Consider the following 19622-nt stretch of genomic DNA (forward strand, 5'->3'; position numbering starts at 1 on the left):
CGGGTCGTCCTTCATGCCGGGTCCGTGCCGAGCCGCCGGAGCAGTTTCAGCCCGCGCTCCAGGTTGAGGGCGGTGCGGACACCCTTGAGGGACAGGCCGAGTTCGACCAGGGTCATGGCGACGGCGGGGCGCATGCCGACGACGATGGTCTCGGCGCCGAGCAGCCGCGACACCGAGGCGTTGTCGGCGAGCATCCGGCCGACGAAGGAGTCCACGATCTCCAGCGCGGAGATGTCGATGACGACGCCCTTGGCGCCGGTGTCCACGATGCGCCGGGACAGGTCGTCCTGGAGGTCCATGACCATCTGGTCCTCCAGGTCCTGCTGGATCGAGACGAGGAGGACGCGTCCAATCTTGAGAACGGGGACGCGGTCGCTCACAGCAGCCCCCGCGCGTCGTTCTCGGACTCTTTGGCGACCTCGGCGACGGCCTGGCGCAGCGCGTCCGCGAGCGAGGCGTTGGTCGGGATGTCCCCGAACTCGATGCCGAGCGCGACGATGGTCTGCGCGATCTGCGGGCGGATGCCGGAGATGGTGCACTGGGCGCCCATCATGCGGGCGGCGACGACGGTCTTCAGCAGGTGCTGGGCGACCTGGGTGTCCACGGTGGGGACACCGGTGATGTCGATGATGGCCTGGGTGGAGTCGCTGTCCACCAGGGTCTGGAGGAGCTTCTCCATGACGACCTGGGTGCGGGCGGAGTCCAGGGTGCCGACCAGCGGCACACCGACCACGCCGTCCCACAGCTTCACGACCGGGGTGGAGAGTTCGAGGAGCTGCTCGGCCTGCGAGGAGATGATCTCCTCGCGGGTGCGGACGTACGCCTCGGTGGTGAGCAGGCCGAGGTCGTCGAGCAGGCGGGCGAACTGGAGGTAGGCGCGGGCCCCTTCCTGGTCCCCGGTGAGGGAGGGCTCCAGCACCTCCTTGAGCGCGAAGACGCTGCGGGCGGTCTCGGTGGGCGTGAAGCCCTGGCGGGCCCGGTTGCGGGAGAGTTCGATCAGGAGGCTGCGCACCTCGCCGTACCGCTCGCCCCGGCCGTCGAGGCCGCCGGTGCCGAGGGCCTGGAGGATGGCCTCGTACAACTCGCCCAGCTCGCGGCCGAGTTCGGCCATGCTCAGTCGGCCCTGGAGGTCCTCACCGATCGTCCGGACCCACTGCGAGAGGAACGTCTCACGCTCTGCGGTCAGTTTCTCGGCCAGCAGTCGTGTGCTGCTCTCGATCGCCACGTCGTCCTCACCCAAGATCTCGATTTGCCTACCCGCCCGCACCTTAAGGGCAGGCGTGGAGGTGCCCCCGTTCCCGCACTTCACACCTCCCCTTCCATGTGATGCGCGGCACACCGGATCGCCCGGGCGGGCGACCGAGCAGCCGGGTGACGGGGAGGGCCGGGGTGACGGGGGCGACGGACCGGACCGGGCCGGCCGGAATCCCGGAATCCCGGAATCCTCATTTCGCTCGAAAAGCCGTACCTCATTCGATCACGTATTCCATCAGTGAAAAACAGGCTTTGCATTGATCACGGACATTCAGGTCTACTAACATCCATCCTGCACAACTCCTTTACGTATGAGCTGCTTTGAAGCTGCTTCGACTGGGACTGCACTTGTCGGCTTCGAACCTGTAGGCGGTTTCGGTCATGGCTACCTCCGCGGCTGCGAAAGTCCTCCTGCCCCTGGGCGACCACGACCCGCTCTCGATCGGTGACTACCGGCTGCACGCGGTCATCGGCCGGGGCGGCATGGGCACCGTCTACCTCGGCGAACTCGCCCGCGGCAGCCGCCCCGCCGCGATCAAGACGATCCGTACGGACCAGCAGTGGGACACCGTGTTCCGGGGCCGGTTCGCGCGGGAGGTGGCGGCCTGCCGCAGGCTCGGCGGTCACTCCACCCCGGCCGTGCAGATGTACAGCCTGGACGACGACCGGCCGTGGCTGGCCATCGACTACGTGAAGGCGCCGACGCTGAAGGACCTCGTGGAGGAGTCGGGCCCGCTCCCGCTGCCCGCCGCGATGGCGCTGGTCCGCGAACTCGCCCGCATCCTGCTCCGGTTGGCCGATCTGCACCTGGTGCACCGCGACCTGAAGCCGTCCAACATCCTCGTCACCTCCGACGGCCCGAGCCTCATCGACTTCGGACTGGTCCGGGACATAGACCAGCCCTCCCGCGCCCTCACCCCGATGGGCACCCTGGGCTACGCGGCACCCGAGCAGATGCGCGACCGGGGAATCTGCGCCGCCACCGACGTCTACGCCCTCGGCGCGGTCCTGCTGTACGCCCTCACCGGCGAGAACCCCCCGCTGGACGACAGCGGCCTGCGCGTCGCCCGCCGCGCGGACGGCACCCCGGACGTACCGGGGCTGCCCCCCGACGCGCACGCGCTGGCCGCCGCCTGCATGGCCCCGGAGGTCGCGGACCGGGCCACCGCCCCGACCCTGCTGGCCCGCGCCGACCGGCTCGCCACCGCGGGGCGCGGCCCCGGCGGACCCGGCGGAGTGGCGGGACTCGGCGCACGGGTATGGCTGCCCCCGCGCGCCCAGGAGGTGCTGGAGCGGTACGAGAACGTCCGCCTCCCCCAGCCGGGCGGCGCCCCGGAGCCCCGCCCCCGCCGCCCGCACACCCCCACCCGGCCCGGCCCGCGGGCGTCCGGCCGGGCCAGGACGCGGATCGCGCCGCGCTGGTCGTTCGCCCTGACCGGGCACGGCTACTACGGCACCCCGCTGCCGTACCGGGACCGGGTGCTGGTCGCCTCGCTGGACGGCACCGTGCACGCGCTGGACGGCACGACCGGGCAGCCGGTGTGGAGCCGCCCGCTGCCCGGCCGGATCGAGTGCGGCCTCGCCGCGACCGGCGACACGGTCGTCGTCCCCTGCGCCGACCGGGGCGTCTACGCCCTGGACGCCGCCTCCGGCGAGGTGCGGTGGCGCCACCGCACCGGCGACACCGCGCCCTCCACCCCGGCGGCGGCCGGTCCGCTGGTCTGCGTGGGCGACCGCGACGGCCGGGTCACCGCGCTCGGCGCCGGAAGCGGACGGGTCCGCTGGCAGGCCGGGGCGGGCAGCCGCGCCGTGCTCGCCGCACCCGCGCTCTGCTCCCGGCGGGGCGCGGTCTACGCCGCGGCCTGGGACCACTTCGTGTACGCCTTCGACGCGTCCGACGGCACCGTCCGCTGGCGCACGGCGACCGGCGGCGAACTCCAGGGCGGCCCCGTCGTCGCGGGCGACACGGTCCTCGTCGGCAGCGGCGACCGGCACCTGTACGCCTTCGACGCGGCGACCGGCGCACCCCGCTGGACGTTCCGCACCGAGGGCCGGGTCGTCGCCTCGCCCGCCGTGCACGACGGCCTGGTCTGGGCGGGCTGCACGGAGGGCCTCCTCTACGGCCTCTCCCCCGCCGACGGCACCGAGGTCCGCCGCCACTCCCTCGGGGCCGCCGTGCGGAGCACCCCCGTGGCGCACGGCGCGTGCCTGTACGTCGGCTGCGCGGACGGCGTACTGCACGTCGTCCGGCCCAGCACCGGCCACCTCTGGCCCTGGTTCGAGGCGGACGGCGCCATCGAGTCCGCCGTCGCGGTGGCGGGCGGTCTCGTCTACGTCGGCACCTCCGACGCCCGTGTGCACGCCGTGGACCTGGGCGCGGGCCGCACCCGCGCGTTCGACGGCGCGGAGCGGCCATGATGGGCCGCTCGCACCGCCGGACGAAGGACGGCGCGCCACCGGGCGAACGGGACGGCACGGCCCGTGGCCCGGTGCCCGCGTTCCGGCAGGGACGGCTGCTGCGCCACAGCCTGCTCGGGGAGAGCCGCGCCGGGCATCTGCGCGACGGCTCGCTGGTCACGCTGGTGCGGATGGAACCGCACTGGACGGACCACGCCGTACTGCCGGGCCTCCTGGAGCGCGCGGCGGCACTGGCACGGGACCGCTCCGTGCCCGGCACCGTCCGCGTCCGGGGAGTGGCACCGCTGGACACCGGGGGGCTCTGCGTCGTGACCGAGTACGTCCCGTCGCCGACCCTGCGCAGGCTCACCGAGCGCGCCGGGCTGCTGCCGCCGCCACTGGCCCTCTGGCTCGCCCACCGGGTCGCCCGCTCACTGCACCTGCTGGACCTGGAGAGCCGCGAGCACGGCGCGCTCGACCCGACCAGCATCCTGTGCACGAGCGAGGGTCCGGTCCTGGCCGACCACTCACTGGCCGGGCCGCTGCGCCGGGCCGCCGCGAACCTCAACCACTTCCAACCACTGCCGAGACACCCGGAGTTCGGCCTCCGCCATCTCGCGCCCGAACTCGCCGGCCGGACCGGCTGGCGCGGCGGCACGGCGGCCGACGTGTTCGCGCTCGGCATGGTGCTGCGCCACAGCACCAACCTCAAGGCCCCCTACGAGGGCGCGGAGGCGGTCCACGACCTCGTCGAGCGCTGCCTGCGTACCCAGACCCGCAGACGGCCCTCGGCCCAGCGGGTGGCCCGCATGGCGGCCAACGCCCTGGAGGCCGCCCGGTTCAGCGAGGAGTGGCTGCGCGCGGAATGGCAGCACCGGGTGCTGCTCACCCCGTCACCCGAGACCGTCACACCGGCCCCGGCGGACGGACCGGCGACCCGGGCACTGGAGAGCGAGGAGTTCGAAGAGCCAGGGGAAGCACGGGAGTTCGAAGAGCCCGGGGCGAGCGGGGAGAGCGGGGAGTACGGGGAGAACGGGGAGTACCGGGAGGCCGCGACCGCCGAGACGGTGCACACGGTCGAGACGGTCGAGGTGGCGGAGACGGTCCAGTCGGCGGGGACGGTCGAGATCGCTCGGACGGTCCAGGTCCCCGCGACTCCTGCGGCCCCTGCGACACCCGCAGTTCCCGCGACGGCCGAGATGCCGAGCCAGGGGCCGAACTCGGGTGAACTCGCTTATCGGAAAACCCAGTTCGATACATCCGGGCCGCTCTCCGACGAGCCCGGCGACCACCCGACCCACGAGCTTGCCGATCCCGAGCCCGGCCTCGACCCCGGCCCCAAGCCCGACCCGGCCCACCAGCCCCAGCCCCACCTTGAGCCGAACCCCCCGCCAGTCCCGCACCCCGCACGCCAACGCCCGTACCTCGCCGGGGGAATGCCCGCCGGGGTGGACCCCCGCGCCGCCCTGGCCGCCCGCAACTCCGTTCCCTCGCACCGCACATCGCGCTCCACCTCGACCATGCCGCTCCACACCACCGCACCGGCCACCACCCCGGCCCCCGGCTGGACCACGGACCTCGGGTTCCTGCCCGACGCCCCCCTCGCCCACGAGTCCGGCGTGCTCTACGCGGCCGGGACCGACCGCGACACCGGCGCGCTCTGTGCCGTGGACGTGCGGGACGGCAGCGTGCTGTGGAGGTTCCGGACGGCCGGACCGTGCCGGGCGCGGCCGGTGCCGTACGAGGGCGGGGTGCTGCTGGCGAGCCGGGACGGCATGCTGCACAGCGTCAACAGGCTTACGGGGCAGGCGGATTGGGCGGTGCCCATCGACGATCCGCTCGGCTCGGCGCCCGCCGTACTGGGGGACCACGTCTGGCTGGGCGGGATCACCGGCCTGCTCCAGGCGGTCGATCTGCGCGACGGGCGGCTGGGCCGGGTCCGCCCGCCCGGCAACCCGGCCGATGTGGCGGCCAGTTCACCGCTCGCGGGCTCCGATTGCCTCTGGGTGACGACGGCGGGCGGTCTGCACCGGCTGGCCGGTGACGGCTCGGTGATCTGGTCCCGGTACGAACTCGGCGATCTGGGCGGCCTCGAACTCGCGCTGGAGGACGGCCTGTTGTTCGGCACCACGCCCGACGGCCGGGTCCACGCGCACGACGCGGCCTCGGGCGAACCGGTGTGGGTCCGGGCGACGGACCAGCGGACCGTGGGTCCCCCGCTCGCCGCGCACGGAGTCGTGCACGTGGGCACCGCCGTCGGCACGGCGGGCGTCCTGCACACCTTCGACGCCGTGTCGGGCAGCCCGCTGCGCACTCTCGGGCTGCCGTCACCGGTGACCGGGCCACCCGCGTACGGCCAGGGCGCGCTGCTCGCCGCGACCCGCGACCGGCGTCTGCGGGCGGTCGCGGCGGAGGACGGGCGGTCGCTGTGGTCGTGGCGCGCGGGCGGACGGTTCGGCCGTTCCGGTCTGCTCGTCGCGGCCGGGCGGGTGTTCACCGGCGCGTCCGACTGCCACCTGCACGCGGTGGCCGTCCGGGACGGTTCCGGCGGCCCGCCGGGGCTGCTGGGCATGGACCCTGACCTGGACGCCACCCTCGCCATCCACTTCAACGGACCCGGCTGACCGCTCCGGACCGCCGCACCACCGCCCCCGTACCGCCGACCCGAATCGCACACAGAGACCAGTCACCGAGCGGAGACATCCCATGCCGTACGAGGCCGAGATCAGCCGTACCCAGCGGGCCTACGTGGTCCTGCTCATCGACCAGTCCGGCTCGATGGAGACGCCGTTCTTCGGCGGTGACCGCCCCAAGTCGGAGGAGGTGGCCGACGCGCTGAACCGGCTGGTCCACGAGCTGGTGCAGCGGGCCGCGCAGGAGGACCCGTCGAAGATCAAGAACCTCTACGACATCTCGATCATCGGCTACAACGACACGGTCCGCTCCCTGTTCTGCGGGGCGCTCGCGGACAAGGACATGGTGACGATCAGCGAACTGCGCGACCACCCCGCCCGGATCGAGGAGCGCACCCAGATGCGCCCGGACAACGCCGGGGGTGTCGTGCCCGTACCCGTGCGGTTCCCGGTGTGGGTCGAGACGGACGCGCTGGGCCTGACCGACATGAGCGCGGCCCTGGACTACGCCCACGACCTCGTGTCGGAGTGGGTGAGCCAGAACACGCGGAGCTTCCCGCCCATCGTCATCAACCTGACGGACGGCCTGGCCACCGGGGAGTCCCCGGTCGCCGCCGCCACCCGGCTGCGTTCGCTGGCCACCCAGGACGGCCAGGTGCTGCTGTTCAACGCCCATGTGACGGCCGACCGGCACGAGCCGATGCTGTATCCGGAGAACCACGACACGCTGCCCCCGGAGGGGCAGCTGCTGTTCCAGATGTCCAGTGAACTCCCGGACCGGGTACGGGAGATCGCCGGTTCGCTCGGGGTACGCGCCCGGTACGGCAGCCGGGGTCTGGTGTTCAACGGGAACGTCGTGGACGTGATCAACCTGCTGGACATCGGCACCCGGTTCGTACCGCCCGCGGCCGGAGCGCACGCACGGTGACGACGGTGACGGTCCGGCGGCTGCACAAGGCGGGCAACACCCCGGACGAGTACGAGGACGCCGCCGCGAGCAGCGTCCAGGGCGGGGCCGGGGCGGACGACGTTCCGGCCGTCTGGCGGCTGGCGGTCGCGGACGGTGCCACCGAGAGCGCCATGTCGGGCGAGTGGGCGCGGATGCTGGCCGGTGAGCTGTGCGCGTGTCCGCTGCGCACGCTGTCCGACCCGTACGCCCTGCGCGAGCTGCTGACGGGGCTGGCGGACGGGTGGCCGGCCCGGCTGCGCTGTCATGTCCGCGCGCTCGGCCGCGACCTGCACTACTGGGAGCCCCGGCTGCTCGCGGCGGGCGCGGCGGCCACCGTGCAGGCGGTCGCCGTGGTCCCGGAACCGGACGGGGACGGGCGGACCGCCGCGTGGAACTGGCGGGCCGCCGCCGTCGGCGACTGCGACCTGTTCCATGTCCGGGACGGTGTGCTGCTCACCGCGTTCCCGCTGACCCGCGCCGAGGAGTTCAACCGGACCCCGGCGCTGGTGCACAGCCTGAACGTGCTGGGCCCGGACGGGGACCGGCGGATCGCGCTGACCGGCGGCCGGGCGGTCACCGGCGATGTGCTGCACCTGGCCAGCGACGCGCTGGCGCTCTGGGCGCTGGAGGCCGAGGAGGCGGGTGTGCCGCCCTGGGAGCGGCTGGCCGCCGCCGCGCGGGACACCGGCGCGTTCGAGGACCTCGTGTCGGGCCTGCGGGCCAGGGGCGCGCTGCGCAACGACGACGTGACCCTGACGACCGCGGTGCTCGGCGTCCCGCCCGGCGCGGGAACCGGCGGGGGAACCGGCACGGGGGCAGGCGCGGAGACCGGCATGGAGAGCGGCACGGGGACCGGCGGGCGGGCCGGGGGCGGGACGGCGGGCGGGCGCGGGGGTCCGGCGGCGGGGGGTGTGCGATGACGGAGTCCGAGACCACGGCCATGCGCCGCTTCCCCACGCTCGGGGACTACAGCACGGCGCTCCAGCACCCCCGGCTCTGCTTCCCCGGCGACCCCGATCTGCGGTCGGCGGAGGTCACCGAGGACATCCTGCTCGGGCCGATGGCGAGCAGCGGCAACTTCGGCGGGGTGTACCACCTGCACTCCCCGGACGGTCAGCGCGAGTGGGGCGTCAAGTGCTTCACCCGCGCCTCCGACATCCGCCCGGAGCGCTACCGGAGCATCTGCGCGCACCTCGCCTCGGTGGACCCGGACGTCGAACGCTGGTACGTGCCCATCGAGTTCGTGCCCGAGGGCATCCGGGTCGGGGACGACCACTGGCCCATCGCCAAGATGTCCTGGATACGCGCCCCCGGTCTCCTGGAGTGGATCGACCGCAACGTGGCGAACCGCACCTATCTCCGCAAGCTGGCCGGGGACTTCACCGATGTCGTGCTGCGGCTGGAGGAGCTGGACATCGCGCACGGCGACCTCCAGCACGGCAACATCCTGGTGTCGGCGGGGCGCCGGGTGCGGCTGGTGGACTACGACGCGATGTACGTGCCGGGGCTGGCCGGTGCGGCCCGGCCCGAGGGCGGTCACCGGCACTACCAGCACCCGCGCGCCGGAACCCTGTTCGGCCCGCGCATGGACCGGTTCCCGGCCCGGGTGATCCAGCTCAGTCTGCTCGCCGTCGCCGCGTCGCCCGAGCTGTGGACGGACCTGCGGGACGAGGAGGACGAGCGGCTACTGCTCGGCACCGAGGACTTCGCGGACCCGGCCGCGTCCAGGGCGTTCGACACGCTCTCCCGCAGCGCCGATCCGGAGGTACGGGACCTCACCACCCAGGTGCTGCGCGACCTGGCCGCCGACCCGCGGGCCCTCCCGCCGCTGGAGCGGGTCCGGCCGGTCGTCCGGCGCATCCCGGCACAGACACCCCGTACGGCACCGGTCTTCGGGGAACCGCCCCCGGCCGAGCGCGCGGCGCCGGACAGCACACCGGGGGCGGACGGGACGTGTGAGGCGTCAGGGGCGCACGGGGCGGCCGGTGCGCCTGGGGCGACCCGGACTCCCGGCCCGGCTTCCGCCCCGGGTACGCCCTCCGGACCTACCGGGACCCGGCCCCCGGCGCCCGACCCGGCCCGGCCCCACACCCCCGGTCCGACACCAGCGCCGGGGCCCGTACGGGAAGCCGCGCCCGCATCCCCGTGCGGCAGGGCCGCCGCCGAGCCCCCGCCGTATCCGCGCCGCTCCGACCCGTCGCCGCACACCAGCCGGGCCGCCCAGCGACGGGAAGCCCAGCGGAGTGGCCGTACGGCCGCCGGGCGGTCGGCGGGGCCGGTGCCGGAGCCGCGCCGTACCGGGCGCCGTACGTGGCCGTGGGTGCTGGTCGTGCTGCTGGTGCTGCTGGCCGGGGTCCTGATCGCGCTGCACATCGCCGCGCGCGACGACGCCGTGCCCGGTGGATTCTGCGACCGGCTGCCGTTCGTGTGCGCCGGTCTGCCGTCCCCGAGCCCGGCCCCGTAGGAAGCACGGGGCGGGGCGACGGGGCTCACTCGGCCAGTGCCAGCACCCTGCCCCGGAACGACGACACCACCGGGCGCAGGTCCACCCGGTGCCAGGCCGCCCAGAGCCGGAACGAGCTGTGCAGCCAGGGGAGTTCACGGACGACGACGTCCTGCGACGAGCCGTGCCGCATGCTCCGCTGGACGAGGGCCAGACCGAGGCCGGAGGCCACCAGGCCGAGCGCGGTGAGCGGTTCGGTCGCCTCCAGCCGGATGTCGGGGGTGAAGCCGGAGGCGGCGCAGGCGGCGACGAAGTCGTCCCGCCAGCCGGGGTCCTGGCTGTTCTCGACCGCGATCCAGGGCTGCCCGTCCAGGTCGGCGGGCCGGATCTCCGCCGCCTCCGCGAGCGGATGCCCGGCGGGCAGCGCGAGCAGCAGGGGATCCTCCAGCAGCAGCGCGGCCGTCAGGTCGGGGTCGTCCTCGGCGGGCGGCTCGGGCACGAACGCGATGTCCAGGCTGCGCTGGCGCAGTCCCTCGAACTGCTCGGCGCCGGTCATCCGGTAGAGCGCGACATGGACGTCCGGCCGGTCGCCGTGCAGGTCGCGCAGGGCCGAGGGCAGCACGCCCGCGTTCATGGCGTCGCTGACGTACCCGATGCACAGCCCGCCCTCCTCACCCCGGCCGAGTCTGCGGCCCAGGTTCTCCAGCCGGTCCGCGTGCCGGAGCAGTGCCCGCGTCTCGGTGAGGAAGACCCGGCCGTCGGCGGTGAGCCGGATGCGCTGCTGGCTGCGCTCGAACAGGGCCAGACCGAGGTGTTTCTCCAGCTGAGCGATCTGGCGGCTGAGCGGAGACTGGGACATGTGCAGAAGTTCGGCCGCGCGGCCGACGTGTTCCGTCTCGGCGACCACCACGAAGTACCGGAGTTGCCGGAGGTCGAGCATCTCAGACCTTTCAGGACTCAACCGCGTCCAAGCGAGTCTTGGACAGTCTCAACTTCGCATCCTAGCCTCGACAGGGCAAGCACGGCGTAGTCCGCACTTCGCACCAGAACGTGCGGTACTCCGTGAAAGCACCACAGAGAGGGATCTCGTCTCATGGGTATCAAGCCCCTCCTCCCCGGCCCGCTCGGTTTCGGCACCGCGCCGCTCGGCAACATGTTCCGCGCCATCCCCGACGAGGAGGCCGCCGCCACGGTCGCCGCCGCCTGGGACCAGGGAATCCGCTACTTCGACACCGCCCCGTTCTACGGCGCCGGACTCGCGGAGCTGCGGCTCGGCGAGGCACTCGACGGGCTCCCGCGCGACGCGTACGTGCTCAGCACCAAGGTCGGCCGGGTGGTCCTCGACGACGTCGAGGACCCCGCGAGCCGTGAACTCGGCGAGAAGGGCGGCCTGTTCGAGCACGGCCGGCCGAACCGGATGGTGGACGACTACTCCGCCGACGCCACCCTGCGCTCCATCGAGGACAGCCTGAAGCGGCTGCGCACCGACCGGCTGGACATCGTCTGGGTGCACGACATCGCCCAGGACTTCCACGGCGACGACTGGCTCGCCCGCTACGAGAGCGCCCGCACCGGCGCCTTCCGCGTCCTCCAGCGGCTGCGCGAGGAGGGCGTCATCAAGGGCTGGGGCCTCGGTGTCAACCGCGTCGAGCCGATCGAGCTGACCCTCGACCTGGACGAGCCGAAGCCCGACGGGTTCCTGCTCGCGGGCCGCTACACCCTGCTCGACCACGACCGCGCGCTGCAACGGCTGCTCCCGGCCGCCGTGGAACAGGACGTGGACATGGTCGTCGGCGGCCCCTACAGCTCCGGCATCCTCGCGGGCGGCCAGCACTTCGAGTACCAGAAGGCCCCGAAGGACATCATCGACAAGGTCGAGCGGATCAAGGCCCTGTGCGCCCGCTTCGGCATCGGCATCAAGTCGGCCGCGCTCCAGTTCTCGCTGGCCAACCCGGCGACCGCCGCCGTCGTGGCCGGTGCCACCCGGCCGAGCCGGATCGCGGAGGACGCCGCCGCCCTGCACGAGACCGTCCCGGCCGCCTTCTGGCAGGCCCTGCGCGACGAGCGCCTGATCTCCCCGACCGCACCGGTCCCGGCCGCCTGACGGCCCCCACCCCACCACTCCGCCCGTCGCCCCACCGAGCTGGAGGGCGCCGCCGGAGCATTCCGGGTCGGCCCTCGCAATCCTCGCGCGTACCGGGCCGGGGGCGCTACGAGTCGTCGCCCAGCCGCGCGGCGAACACCCCGTGCGCCCGGTCGTCGAAGAGGACGAAGGTCACGTCCTCGACGGAGGTGAGAGCCGCCGCCCGCACGGTCTCCACGGCGATGCGGGCGCCGTCGTCCATCGGCCAGCCGTAGACGCCGGTGGAGATCGCCGGGAAGGCGACCGTACGGGCGCCGAGGCCGTCGGCGACGCGGAGGGACTCGGCGTAGCAGGAGGCGAGCAGCGCCGAGCGGTCCTCGTCGGCCGCCCACACGGGTCCCACGGTGTGCACGACCCAGCGGGCGTCCAGCTCACCGGCGGTGGTGGCGACGGCCTGCCCGGTGGCGAGGCCCTTGCCGTAGTGCCCGGCGCGCAGTTCGCGGCACTCCGCGAGGATCGCCGGACCGCCCCGGCGGTGGATCGCGCCGTCCACACCTCCGCCGCCGAGCAGCGAGGAGTTGGCCGCGTTCACGATCACGTCGGCGTGGAAGCGGGTGATGTCGCCCTGGGCGAGGGAGATCGTGGTCATGACTGCCGGAGCCTCTTCCAGACGGCTTTCGCCGCGTTGTGTCCCGACATGCCGTGCACGCCGGGTCCGGGCGGGGTGGCGGAGGAGCAGAGGAACACCGCCGGGTGCGGGGTGCGGTACGGGTGTGCGGTGAGCCGGGGCCGCAGCAGGAGCTGGAGTCCGGAGGCGGCGCCGCACGCGATGTCCCCGCCGACGTAATTGGCGTTCTTGGCGGCGAGTTGGGGCGGCCCCGCGGTCGCGCGGGCCAGCACGCGGTCCCGGAATCCGGGGGCGAACCGCTCCAGCTGGCGTTCGATGGCGTCGGTGAGGTCGCCGTCCCAGCCGTTGGGCACATGGCCGTACGCCCAGAACACGTGCTTGCCCTCGGGGGCGCGGGTCGGGTCGGCCACGCTGGGCTGCACGGTGATCAGGAACGGTGTCTCGGGAGCGCGGTCGGTGCGGGACGCCGCGTGCAGGGCGGTGCTGATGTCGGCGCGGGTGGGTCCGAGCTGCACGGTTCCGGCGGCGCGTGCCTCGGGCGCGGTCCAGGGCACCGGGCCGTCCAGGGCGTAGTCCACCTTGAAGACACTGGCTCCGTAGCGGTACTGGTCGTACAGGCCGCCGAAGCCCGCGATGCGGGCCAGCGCGGTCGGGGAGGTGTCGAAGACGTAGGCGCGGGCGGGCGGCAGGTCGTCGAGGCGCTTGACCTCGTAGTCGGTGTGCACGGCGCCGCCGAGATCCTTCAGGTACGCGGTGAGCGCGTCGGAGATCGCCTGCGAGCCGCCGCGCGCCACCGGCCAGCCGCGCGCGTGCGCGGCCAGCGCGAAGACGAGGCCGACGGCGCCGGTGCCGATGCCGCTCAGCGGCGCGATGACATGGGCGACGAGTCCGGCGAAGAGTGCCTTGAACCGTTCGTCGTGGAAGCGCCGCGTCAGCCAGGTGGACGGCGGCAGCCCGGCAAGCCCGAACCGGGCCAGGGTGAGCGGGTCGCGGGGCAGCGCGGTCAGCGGCAGCGACATGAAGTCCCGCACGAGGGTGTCCCAGTGGGCGAGGAACGGCGTGATCAGCCTGCGGTACGCCCCCGCGTCCCGCGGCCCGAACGACGCGGCCGTCTCCGCGACCGACCGGGACAGCACCGCCGCCGACCCGTCGGGGAACGGATGCGCCATCGGCAGCCCGGCGTGCAGCCACTCCAGCCCGTACCGGTCCAGCGGAAGATCCCGGAACGCGGGCGAGTTGATCCCCAGCGGATGCGCCGCCGAACACGGGTCGTGCCGGAACCCCGGCAACGTCAGCTCCTCCGTCCGGGCCCCGCCGCCCACCGTCCCGCGCGCCTCGAACACCGCCACGGAGAAACCCCGCCGCGCCAGCTCCACCCCCGCGGTCAGCCCATTGGGTCCCGCCCCCACCACCACCACATCCAGCACCGCCGACACCTTCAGACCCCTTCGTCAGCCGATGACAACCCCCTCCCACACTATGCCGCCCCACCACCATGAGCCGAGGACGCGACCCGGGCGGGGCTCGGACCGCTCAGCCGAGTCGCGCGCGATACCCATCCCCGGCCCGGTTGATGAACCCGGGCGTGCCGCGTCTTCGTGTTGCAGGGAGGTCGCGGGAGGGGACGATGCGGTGCGGGACATGGAGCATCCTCCGCCGGTGACCGGTTCTCCCCGGGAGCAGGAAGAGAAGGGTGTGAGATGTCTTCGAGAACGAGGACATGGCGAAAGCTCGCTGTCCTCTTGACGGCGACGATCGCGGTGTTCGTTTCTCTCATTTCGACGGCTTCAGCCGCCGAGGGAAGCTGGGAGGCGTACGGCGCCAACCAGAACGTCCGGTCGAGACAGGTGCCGACGACGGTCGCCTGGGACGACTGCTGCGGAACCCCGCACGACATGATGGGCTGGCTGTCCAGCAACGGTGACGGTCAGGTCTACACCATGCTCGACGGGCGGGGCGTGATCCCGGTGCCGGGTGCGATATCCGACGTGGCACCCACCCTCGTCGTGTGGCACGGCCTGCCGACGGTCTACTGGGTGGGCCGCGACCACCAGATCTACTGGGCGGTCTGGGAGAGCGCTCCGAGTCCCGGCGGCAGCAGCCCGTGGTCGAGGCCGCTCGGCCCCATTCCGGGCCAGAGCACATCACAGCCGGTGGGGCTGACCCTGGTCAACGGGGACCAGCTCATGGTGGCCTACGTCGGCGGCAACCGAGCCGTCTACGCCGTGGTCGTGGACAGCGGCGGCAACTGGCAGTCCACTCAGGTGCCCGGTTCGGCCGGGGTCACGGTCGATAGCCCCGCGGTGGCGACGTTCCCCTCGGGCAACCGCGTGCTGATGGCGGTCACCCAGCTCGACGGCCACATCGCGCAGGTCGTCATCCGGGTGGCCTCGAACAACAGCATGGACCTGGAAACCTCGTGGTCCGTGGTCAACTCGTCGAACTACGGCACCAGCGTGCTCGCGTCGGGCGCGCCCGGGATCGCCGCGGCCGGAAACGACCTGCGCATCGGCGTACGGGCACGTGGCGACGGAAACCACTGGTCCGGCATGTTCGTCTACATGGGCGGCACCGCGGTGATGTCCAGCGGTATCCAGCGGGTCAACTGGGGTTCCTGGACCGATCACCGGCAACTGTGGAACCTGAACAGCGGTTCCGGGCCGCGCGTCGTTCTCTTCCACGGCGCTTTCCGCGCGTTGTACTCCGACAACTTCGTCTATCAGACGCAGTTGCTCTAGCCGCTCCGTAGGCGCTCCAGGCGCTCCAGGCGCTCCAGGCGCTCCAGGCGCTCCGCGGAAGGTCGTACGCCGAGCCGTCCGCGAAATCCGCTGCGGACGGCTCGGCGTACTCTCCGGTGCCGCCGGACGCACTCACCCGTGCCGCAGCAGCTCCGCGATCCGTCGTGCCGTCTCCGCGTCCCGTGCCGCCGTGAAGGGGAGTGCGTTGTCGCCGGTGATGCGGAAGGGGTCGCCGGTGCGGGTGAGGTGGATGCCGCCGGACTCCTCCACCAGGAGGAGACCGGCCGCGTGGTCCCAGGCCGCTTCCCAGGAGAAGGCGACGGCGTCCAACTCGCCGCGGGCGATGGCCAGATACTCCAGTCCGGCGGAACCGCAGGGACGGGCGTCGATGCCGTCGGTCCAGAGGACGGAGAGGTCGCGCTTCTGGGCGTCGGTGGTGAAGTCGGGGTGGGAGGTGGCGACGGTGAGGTCCCGGCCGGGGGCGGGCGGGCCGGGGAGCAGGCGCCGACCGTCCAGCCAGGCGCCCCGGCCGCGTACGGCGGTGGCGAACTGTTCGCGGGCGGGCGCGTAGATCCAGGAGGCGAGGACGGTGCCCCGGTGGGCGAGGGCGACCAGGGTGCAGAAGCCGTCGTCACCGTGGACGAACTGGCGGGTGCCGTCCACCGGGTCGATGATCCACACCGGTGCGTCGCCGCGCAGCGCCTCGTAGGAGAAGGGGTCTGCGTGGACGGCTTCCTCGCCGACCACCTTCGAGCTGGGAAGCAGGCCGCCGAGCACCCCGGTGAGCATGCGTTCGGCCAGCCGGTCGGCGTCGGTGACCAGATCGTGGGGGCCGTTCTTCTGGTCCACCTCGTCGGCGGCGAGACGGCGGAAACGGGGAAGGATCTCGGCCGCCGCGGCCTTGCGGACCGCGGCCTCCACGTCGGCCGAATGGCGGGCGAGAAACTCGTCGATGGTTTCTGTTGCGTCGATCATGCCGTCCATGAGACCACGCCCCACCGACAATCCGCACCGGTTCGGTGTACCGGGGGTGGAATGAGGGTGAAATGCGGGGCGGCTCCCCGGGCTCCCCTACCTCCCCACCGCTACCTCCCCACCGCGTATCCCTGCATACCCCGCGCATTGGCCGCCCCCGACACCATCCCCGTCCCCGGGTCCCGCGCCACCGCGCACAACCGCCCCTCCGACCACGCGGGCGCCACCGTCACCTGGTGCCCCCGCTCCCGCAGCCCGGCGATCACCTCCTCCCCCGCGCGCGACTCGACGGTGACGCTGCCGGGCCGGTGTCCGCGCGGATAGAAGGAGCTGGGGAAGGCGTCGGTGTGCCAGTTGGCCGCGTCGATGGCGCCCTGGAGATCGAGGCCGCCCCGCACCGGAGCCCGGAGCGCGACGGCGAGGAAGAAGTTCAGCTGCCACTGGTCCTGCTGATCGCCACCCGGCGTACCGAACGCCAGCACGGGCACCCCGTCACGCAACGCCATCGACGGGGTGAGCGTCGTACGCGGACGGCGCCCCGGAGCGAGGGAGTTGGGCAACCCCTCCTCCAGCCAGGCCATTTGGAGCCGCGTGCCGAGCGGGAAGCCGAGTTCGGGGACGACCGGGTTGGACTGGAGCCAACCGCCGCTCGGCGTCGCGGCGACCATGTTGCCCCAGCGGTCCACCACGTCCAGATGACAGGTGTCGCCACGGGTCGCGCCGTTGGAGTCCACCCATGACCCGGCGTCCTCCGAGTCGTCACCGCGTGCCACCGTCGGCTCCCCCGCGCCCATCGGATCGAAGCCCCCGGAGCCCGCGCCGCCCCGGCCATCGCTCTCCACCAGGCTGTACGCGGGCAGCCTCGGCACCCGTCCGCCCGGACTCCCCGGCCGCAGTTCGTACGACGCCCCCGCCCCGATCAGCGCACGGCGCGCGGCGTTGTACTCGTCCGACAGCAGCTCGGCCAGCGGGACTTCGGCCGCGTCCCCGTACCAGCCCTCCCGGTCGGCCATCGCCAACTTGCATCCCTCGACCAGCAGATGGACGTACTCGGCCGAGCCGTACGGGGGCAACTCGGCCGGGAGCAGCGCCAGTTGCTGGAGCAGCGCGGGGCCCTGGCTCCACGGCCCGGCCTTGCAGACGGTCCAGCCGTTCCAGTCGTACGTCACCGGTGCCTCGTACCCGGCGGACCAGCCCGCGAGGTCGGCGGCGGTGAGCGTGCCGGTGTGGTGGGTGCCGCTGGTGTCGAGGGTGGGGCGGCCGGACTGCCGTACCAGGGCCTCGGCGATGAATCCGGTGCGCCACACCGCGCGGGCGGCGTCGATGCGGGCCTCCCGGTCGCCCGCCCCGGCGGTCTCGGCGAGCAGGCGTTTCCAGGTGGCGGCGAGGGCGGGGTTGCGGAAGAGGGTGCCGGGGCGGGGCGGGCGGCCGTCGGGGAGGTAGACGCGCGCGGAGGAGGTCCACTGGGTGGTGAACAGCTCGCGGACGCTCGCCACGGTCTCCCCGAGCTTCTCCACGGGGGCGTGGCCGTGTTCGGCGTACCCGATGGCGTAGGACAGCACGTCGTCGAGGGACTTGGTGCCGTGGTCGCGCAGGAGCAGCATCCACGCGTCGAAGGCGCCGGGTACGGCGGCGGCGAGCGGGCCGGTGCCGGGGACGAGGTCCAGGCCGAGGCTCCGGTAGTGCGCGGGGGTCGCGCCCGCAGGGGCGACGCCCTGCCCGCACAGCACCCGCACCTCCCCGCCCGCCGGGGCGAGCAGGATCGGCACCTCGCCCGCCGGGCCGTTGAGATGCGGTTCCACCACGTGGAGGACGAACGCTCCGGCGACGGCCGCGTCGAACGCGTTGCCGCCGCTCTCCAGCACCGCCAGCGCCGACTGGGAGGCCAGCCAGTGCGTGGACGACGCCATGCCGAAGGTGCCCTGGAGGGTGGGACGGGTGGTGAACATACGGCCTCTCACCTCGTGTTCGTCCGCCGCCCCGGCACACACCGGACCGGCACTCGGGGACGGTGATCACGTCCCCGGCACCCTAACCCCGCCGCCACCGGCCCCCTGCGGCCCGTGCCCGCCCCGGCCCCGGAGCCGCCCGGCCCACCGGCGCCGCCACCGCCCCGCCCCGCCCGGACGGGCGCCCGCGTTTCCCCGCCCCCGCTGGGGCTACTCGGGCCGGACGCACGACGACGAGGGAGGACCGATGAAGCAGCCCGGTTCCGAAGCTGTCCTGTCGGCCGTGGACCGCCTGGGGCGGTGGGAGGGGGCCGACCGTCTGATCGACGCGGTGCGCAAGGCGGTGGAGGCCGTCCCGCTCGGCCCCGGAGTACGCGATGTCCTGCACGGACGCCAGATCGGGCACCCCCTGCACCCGGTGCTGGTGCAGGTGCCCGTCGGTACCTGGCTGTCGGCGGGTGTGCTGGATCTGCTGCCCGGAGTCCGCGGGGCGCAGTCCGTCCTCATCGGGGTCGGGCTGGTCACCGCGTTCCCCTCGGCGGTGGCGGGGTGGGCGGACTGGGCGCAGCTGTCGCCGGAGCAGCAGCGAGTGGGGGTGGTGCACGCCGCGTCGAACGGGGTCGCGGTGATGCTGTTCGCCGGCTCGCTGGCCGCCCGGCTGCGCGGGCGGCACGGGCTGGGCAAGCTGCTGGGGTTCGCCGGGCTGACGGCGACCGGCGCGGGCGGCGCGCTCGGCGGCCACCTGGCCTACCGGCAGGCGGCGGGCGCCAACCACGCCGACTACGTACGGCAGGTCGTGCCGCCGGGCTGGCACCGGCTGGCGGACCTCACCGAGCTGCCCATCGGCGAGCCGATCCGCCGCCATCTGGACGACGTGCCGGTGCTGGTCGTCCGCGAGGACGAGCGGACCGTGCACGTCCTGGCCGACCGGTGCGGTCATCTGGCCGGTCCGCTGTCCGAGGGCGAGCTGACCGACGGCTGCGTCCGCTGCCCCTGGCACGGCAGCGAGTTCCGGCTCTCCGACGGCTGGAACGTCCGGGGCCCGGCGACCGCCCCCCAGCCCTGCTTCGCCGTCCGGATCGTGTCCGGGCGGGTGGAAGTACGGCTGGAGGGGTGAGGGCCGGGTCCGCGGCGTGCCGACACCCCTACGGGTCGGGCACCCCCTACGGGCCGGACGCCCCCCCGCGGTCAGACCACCGCGGTGCCGGAACGCCCGGCCAGCGCCGGAGCGGCCACCCGGCCGGAGTGGGTGTCGAGGTAGGCGTGCGCGGTGCGCAGCGCGTCGGCGGTGTCACGGGTGCCGGTCGAGACGCACAGCGTGTACGCGAGGTCGCGCAGCCGGGGGCTGGGCGCGGGGGCACCGGCGAGCGTCTCCTCGGCGAGCAGGGTCTCGTAGTCCTTGACGAGGAGGCGCAGGGTGGCCGGGAGGGGCATCAGCATCGGGTGGGCTCCTGATTTCGGGGGCTCGGGGGCTCGTGGCGGGGGGGGGGGGGGGGGGGGGGGGGGGGGGGGGGGGCGCTTGGGGGGGGGGGGGGGGGGGGCCCGGGGGGGGGGGGGGGGGGGGGGGCCCCCC

The 19622-nt window shown here is 73.7% G+C and carries 16 protein-coding genes; 8 read left to right on the top strand and 8 right to left on the bottom strand.

The window, feature by feature from the left end; all coding sequences use genetic code 11:
- Positions 1-11: 11 nt before the first annotated feature.
- On the bottom strand, positions 12-380 hold the full coding sequence (locus KUM39_RS14420) for an STAS domain-containing protein (RefSeq protein ID WP_217785998.1): 369 nt from the start codon (positions 378-380) through the stop codon (positions 12-14).
- Positions 377-1225 (bottom strand): STAS domain-containing protein, encoded by an 849-nt coding sequence (locus KUM39_RS14425; RefSeq protein ID WP_217786026.1) that lies wholly within the window; start codon positions 1223-1225, stop codon positions 377-379. Before KUM39_RS14425 ends, KUM39_RS14420 begins: the two co-directional genes overlap by 4 nt.
- Before the next feature lie 410 nt (positions 1226-1635).
- Here KUM39_RS14425 and KUM39_RS14430 point away from each other — a divergent pair, with 410 nt between their 5' ends.
- The 5 genes from KUM39_RS14430 (at position 1636) to KUM39_RS14450 (ending at position 9697) form a co-directional block, all read left to right on the top strand.
- Complete coding sequence (locus KUM39_RS14430; protein ID WP_217785999.1) at positions 1636-3672, top strand: outer membrane protein assembly factor BamB family protein; 2037 nt, start codon at positions 1636-1638, stop codon at positions 3670-3672.
- Positions 3669-6275 carry an outer membrane protein assembly factor BamB family protein gene (locus tag KUM39_RS14435; RefSeq protein ID WP_217786000.1) on the top strand — a complete coding sequence of 869 codons (2607 nt, stop codon included), beginning with the start codon at positions 3669-3671 and terminating at the stop codon, positions 6273-6275. Before KUM39_RS14430 ends, KUM39_RS14435 begins: the two co-directional genes overlap by 4 nt.
- A gap of 82 nt (positions 6276-6357) precedes the next feature.
- The gene (locus tag KUM39_RS14440) at positions 6358-7212 is read left to right on the top strand and encodes a vWA domain-containing protein (RefSeq protein ID WP_217786001.1); all 855 of its coding nucleotides are present in this window, start codon (positions 6358-6360) and stop codon (positions 7210-7212) included.
- Positions 7209-8153 carry a hypothetical protein gene (locus KUM39_RS14445; protein WP_217786002.1) on the top strand — a complete coding sequence of 315 codons (945 nt, stop codon included), beginning with the start codon at positions 7209-7211 and terminating at the stop codon, positions 8151-8153. Before KUM39_RS14440 ends, KUM39_RS14445 begins: the two co-directional genes overlap by 4 nt.
- On the top strand, positions 8150-9697 hold the full coding sequence (locus KUM39_RS14450; RefSeq protein ID WP_217786003.1) for a protein kinase family protein: 1548 nt from the start codon (positions 8150-8152) through the stop codon (positions 9695-9697). The genes KUM39_RS14445 and KUM39_RS14450 overlap by 4 nt, the downstream gene beginning before the upstream one ends.
- A 25-nt stretch (positions 9698-9722) precedes the next feature.
- Here KUM39_RS14450 and KUM39_RS14455 read toward each other — a convergent pair whose 3' ends face one another.
- The gene (locus KUM39_RS14455; RefSeq protein WP_217786004.1) at positions 9723-10616 is read right to left on the bottom strand and encodes a LysR substrate-binding domain-containing protein; all 894 of its coding nucleotides are present in this window, start codon (positions 10614-10616) and stop codon (positions 9723-9725) included.
- Positions 10617-10769: 153 nt separating this feature from the next.
- Here KUM39_RS14455 and KUM39_RS14460 point away from each other — a divergent pair, with 153 nt between their 5' ends.
- On the top strand, positions 10770-11780 hold the full coding sequence (locus KUM39_RS14460; RefSeq protein WP_217786005.1) for an aldo/keto reductase: 1011 nt from the start codon (positions 10770-10772) through the stop codon (positions 11778-11780).
- A gap of 106 nt (positions 11781-11886) precedes the next feature.
- Here the strand turns inward: KUM39_RS14460 and KUM39_RS14465 are convergent, their stop codons facing one another.
- Together KUM39_RS14465 and KUM39_RS14470 are read right to left on the bottom strand one after the other, a co-directional pair.
- Positions 11887-12408, bottom strand: a complete 522-nt coding sequence (locus tag KUM39_RS14465; protein WP_217786006.1) for an O-acetyl-ADP-ribose deacetylase — start codon at positions 12406-12408, stop codon at positions 11887-11889.
- Complete coding sequence (locus KUM39_RS14470; RefSeq protein ID WP_372455757.1) at positions 12405-13814, bottom strand: phytoene desaturase family protein; 1410 nt, start codon at positions 13812-13814, stop codon at positions 12405-12407. Before KUM39_RS14470 ends, KUM39_RS14465 begins: the two co-directional genes overlap by 4 nt.
- A 315-nt stretch (positions 13815-14129) precedes the next feature.
- Here KUM39_RS14470 and KUM39_RS14475 point away from each other — a divergent pair, with 315 nt between their 5' ends.
- Positions 14130-15125 carry a hypothetical protein gene (locus KUM39_RS14475; RefSeq protein WP_217786008.1) on the top strand — a complete coding sequence of 332 codons (996 nt, stop codon included), beginning with the start codon at positions 14130-14132 and terminating at the stop codon, positions 15123-15125.
- A 132-nt stretch (positions 15126-15257) separates the two neighbouring features.
- On the opposite strand, the gene KUM39_RS14480 is transcribed toward KUM39_RS14475, so the two are convergent.
- Entirely contained in the window at positions 15258-16100 is an 843-nt protein-coding gene (locus tag KUM39_RS14480; RefSeq protein ID WP_217786009.1) for an inositol monophosphatase family protein, read from the bottom strand.
- A 110-nt stretch (positions 16101-16210) separates the two neighbouring features.
- The gene (locus KUM39_RS14485) at positions 16211-18049 is read right to left on the bottom strand and encodes a gamma-glutamyltransferase family protein (protein ID WP_217786010.1); all 1839 of its coding nucleotides are present in this window, start codon (positions 18047-18049) and stop codon (positions 16211-16213) included.
- Between the two features lie 247 nt (positions 18050-18296).
- On the opposite strand from KUM39_RS14485, the gene KUM39_RS14490 reads away from it, so the two are divergent.
- On the top strand, positions 18297-19166 hold the full coding sequence (locus tag KUM39_RS14490) for a Rieske (2Fe-2S) protein (RefSeq protein ID WP_217786011.1): 870 nt from the start codon (positions 18297-18299) through the stop codon (positions 19164-19166).
- A 71-nt stretch (positions 19167-19237) separates the two neighbouring features.
- Here KUM39_RS14490 and KUM39_RS14495 read toward each other — a convergent pair whose 3' ends face one another.
- Positions 19238-19489, bottom strand: coding sequence for a DUF5133 domain-containing protein (locus tag KUM39_RS14495; protein WP_217786012.1), 252 nt, complete (start codon positions 19487-19489; stop codon positions 19238-19240).
- Positions 19490-19622 lie beyond the last annotated feature (133 nt).

Origin of the sequence: Streptomyces corallincola (assembly GCF_019104725.1) — a bacterium.
Taxonomy (GTDB): domain Bacteria; phylum Actinomycetota; class Actinomycetes; order Streptomycetales; family Streptomycetaceae; genus Streptomyces; species Streptomyces corallincola.